Source organism: Streptomyces sp. (assembly GCF_019510245.1).
Lineage (GTDB): Bacteria > Actinomycetota > Actinomycetes > Streptomycetales > Streptomycetaceae > Streptomyces.
Map to the genome: position 1 here is coordinate 1 of NZ_JAEKKT010000263.1, position 3,561 is coordinate 3,561.

General features: G+C 67.0%; 4 protein-coding genes. 3 read left to right on the plus strand and 1 reads right to left on the minus strand.

Annotated features, from left to right (window positions below; all coding sequences use genetic code 11):
- Window positions 1–1,165, minus strand: a 1,165-nt coding sequence (ltrA, locus tag JF597_RS48355) for a group II intron reverse transcriptase/maturase (RefSeq protein ID WP_294012034.1), incomplete at its 3' end; no start/stop codon positions are given.
- 704 nt (window positions 1,166–1,869) lie between these two features.
- On the opposite strand from ltrA, the gene JF597_RS48360 reads away from it, so the two are divergent.
- From JF597_RS48360 to JF597_RS48370, 3 genes are all read left to right on the plus strand, one after another.
- On the plus strand, window positions 1,870–2,358 hold the full coding sequence (locus JF597_RS48360; RefSeq protein WP_294012043.1) for a transposase: 489 nt from the start codon (window positions 1,870–1,872) through the stop codon (window positions 2,356–2,358).
- The gene (locus JF597_RS48365) at window positions 2,355–2,699 is read left to right on the plus strand and encodes a hypothetical protein (protein WP_294012037.1); all 345 of its coding nucleotides are present in this window, start codon (window positions 2,355–2,357) and stop codon (window positions 2,697–2,699) included. The genes JF597_RS48360 and JF597_RS48365 overlap by 4 nt, the downstream gene beginning before the upstream one ends.
- A gap of 197 nt (window positions 2,700–2,896) precedes the next feature.
- Window positions 2,897–3,532 (plus strand): transposase, encoded by a 636-nt coding sequence (locus JF597_RS48370; protein WP_294012040.1) that lies wholly within the window; start codon window positions 2,897–2,899, stop codon window positions 3,530–3,532.
- The last annotated feature ends 29 nt before the right edge of the window (window positions 3,533–3,561 follow it).

A 3,561-nucleotide genomic window follows, 5' to 3' on the forward strand; every position in this document is an offset into this window, starting at 1 on the left:
CCTGCCCGACGCCGACGCGATACTTCTTCCTGATCCACCGCATCAACCTGAAGTTGATGCGGTCGAGCAGCGGGTAGAGTGCTGAGCGATAGAAGCGCCCGTAGTAGGCCATCCATCCCCGAACCACCGGATTAATCATCCGGGCCAACTCGGTGGTCTCGATGCCGGTGCGCCGGTGCAGCATCCAACCCCGCACCGTATCGCCCATGCGTTTCAGGGCGGCTTTGCTGACGGCCGGAGCGAACGAGGTAAACCTCACCCCGTTCTTGTTCTTGGCGGGTCTGGGCCGGAAGGTGAACCCCAAGAACGTGAACTCGATGTCCGGGAAGTTCTCCCGGCGGTTGCTGTCCTTGCAGTACACGATCCTGGTCTTGTCCGGATGCAGTTCCAGACCGACCTCGGCCATCCTGGACCGCAACGCGGCCAGGACCTCCCGCGCCTGCGCGAGCGTACGGCAGTGGATCACCGCGTCGTCGGCATAGCGCTCGAACGGGCAGCCCGGGTACTCCCGGGCCATCCAGGCATCAAACGCGTAATGCAGGAACAGGTTCGCCAAGACGGGCGAGACCGCAGAACCCTGCGGCGTGCCCTGTGACCGTTCAGCTGTGGACCCGTCGGGCAGGCGCAGTCCCGCGGCCAGCCACCGCTTGACATACAGCACCACCCAACCGGCGTCGGTGTGCGCCTCGACGGCCTTCACGACCTTGTCCCACGGCACCGTGTCGAAGAACCGTCGGATGTCGAACTCCACCACCCAGTCGAATTCCCAACACCGCCGTCGACAGGACTCAACCGCGTCCAGCGCCGATCTGCCCGGCCGGTACCCGAAGGAGTCCGGGTGGAACACCGGCTCCACCCTCTCGCTCAGGTGCGCGGCCACCACCGTCTGCGCGACCCGATCGGCCACGGTCGGCACACCCAGAATTCTGGTGCCTCCCGCCTGCTTGGGGATCGCCACCGCCTTCACCTCCGGCGGGAAGTATGTCCCGGAGGCCATCCGGTTCCAGACCTTGTAGAGGTTGTTCTCCAGGTCCTTCTCGAACGCCTCGATCGACACCCCGTCCACTCCGGAAGCGCCCTTGTTACCCCGCACCTTCACCCAGGCCTCTCGCACCTCCTGCTCGGAGATACCGAACGGCTTGGCCGATGCTTTCAACCCATCCATCAAGCTCCTCCCGGGCTTCCCCGGTTGACACGACGAACAAGGTCACGAACGACCCGGCCCCTTCGCTCCGCCCCCATTACAGGAGCTTCACCGCTACTACAGGCCGGTCCGCCGGCGCGCCGCGCGACGGTACTCTGACACCCGGCCGGAGGCTGCCTCCGGGTCCCGCGGGCTCTCCCTATCACCCCGGCCGCTGAAGCCGAGGCAGTGTCGCAACGCGCCTTCTCCTGTTCCGCACGGACGCCGCAGACCGGGCTCACGCCGCCTCTACACCGGACACCACCTGGCCAGAAAGACGGAACACCCGCCAGGCTCATCCCGAGGTACAGAGCAGACCCCGGTTTCGATGTCGTCTCATCCATTTCGGCGCTTGATCAGCGGTTCGCTCTCGCTCGCCTTCCCGATCCCCACCTGACGCCTCACAGGACGCCTTTTCCCCGACCGCTCACCACGACGGTCTTCAGCCAACGCAGCGCGGGGCGGTTTGGAGCCTCCCACCGCCGGGCGACTCCGAGGGGCCACAAAACCCTCATCATCCGTGCAGCACCAATCGGAACCGATCTACTGCATGATCACTCCCTCTCGTTCAGGACACACACTCTGTCGGGGATCTTGCTCGGTGACGGTCTCCTGAATGAATCAATGCGCTGCTATGGTCCGGATCTTCATGGCATGACAGGTTGTCGGATCCCAGGGTGGTGCAGATGTCGGTTCGTCCTCGTTCGGGTGTCGAGGTTCCGGAGTTGACCGTGCGGGTGGCTCGGGCGGCCAACCCGAAGGGGACCCCCGCGATGTGGGTGCGGGATCGGCTTGAGGGCTTGTGGTCGGATGAGGACTTCGTCGGCTGGTACCCCCGCGACGGGCGGCCCGCCTGGTCTCCGGCGCAGCTGGCCACCGTGTGCGTGCTGCAGTTCCTGGACAACCTGTCCGACCGGCAAGCCGCCGAGGCTGTGCGCTGCCGGATCGACTACAAATACGCGCTGGGGCTGGAGCTGGAGGATCCCGGGTTCCATCACAGCATGCTGAGCGACTTTCGTGATCGTCTGGCCGAGGACGACCGGGCCGACCGGCTGCTCGACCTGATGCTGGCCCGGTTGAAGGAAGCCGGCCTGGTCAAGGCGCGCGGACGGCAGCGCACCGACTCCACCGGGTGCTGTCCGCAGGACGGGAGCTCACTCGGCTGGAGCTGGTGACCGAGGCGGTGCGGGCGCTGCTGGAGCACCTGGCCACGGCCGCGCCGCAGATCCTGGACGAGCTGGTGACGGCCGACTGGAGCCAACGCTACGGCCGGCAGGTACGGATGTGCAGCCAGCCCAGCCACCCGGTGGCGCGACTCACCCAGGTCGGCGCCGACGCCGACGTACTGCTGGAACGGGTCTACGCCCCGCTTCGGCGAGCAGGTGCCGCCGCAAGCCGACGTGCTGCGTCGGCTGCTGATCCAGCACTTCTGGACCGACGCGCGTGGCAAGTTCCGGCCCCGCGCCGAGCGCGACGGCCTGCCGCCGTCTCGGATCCGCATCCAATCGCCGTATGAGACCCAGGCCCGCTGGGTGCGCCGCGGCGACACCCGCTGGACCGGCTACCTCCTGCACGTCACCGAGACCTGCGACGAGGACCGGGTCAACGTCGTCACCGACGTGGCCACCTGGGTGTCGGAAGCCGACAGCCAGGCTCTGCCCGGCATCCACGGCCGGCTCAAGAAGCGCCGCCTTCTCCCGGGGCGAGCACCTGGTGGACGGGGGCTACGCCTCCGGCGCCGCTCTGGCGGACGCCGACCGGAACTACAAGATCGCGCTGGTGGGGCCGATCGGCGACAACAACTCCAAACAGGCCAAGGCCAAGGACGGGTTCGCCAAGGAGAACTTCATCATCGACTTCGACCGGCGCGAGGTCACCTGCCCGAACGGCAAGGTCAGCGGCAACTGGAACGAGATCCCGTCGATGGCCCCCTACACCGTGGTCCGATTCGGCAAGCGCCAGTGCGGCCCCTGCCCGGAGAAGGCCAAATGCACCAGCGGCGAGGCCCGGACCATCAACTTCCTGCCCCGGCGGATCCACGAGCTCCAAGAACGCAACCGCGACGACCAGCACGACTCCGCCTGGCGCAGGCTCTACGCCAGTCGCTCCGGCGCCGAGGGCACCATCGCCGAGTTCGCCGTCGGACACCGAGCCCGCCACTGCCGCTACCGCGGCCAGGCCAAGACGCACGTCCAGCACGTCCTGACCGCGATCGCGGTCAACATCGAACGGCTCAGCCAGCAAGAACCCGCCGACTCCGACTACCGGCCCCGGACGCCCACAGCCTTCCAGCAGTACCTCGACGCACACGACCTACCCCGCCCGATCTGGTGGCGCCAAGGAAAATGACCTTGCGGCTCAAGATTCCCGACAGAGTC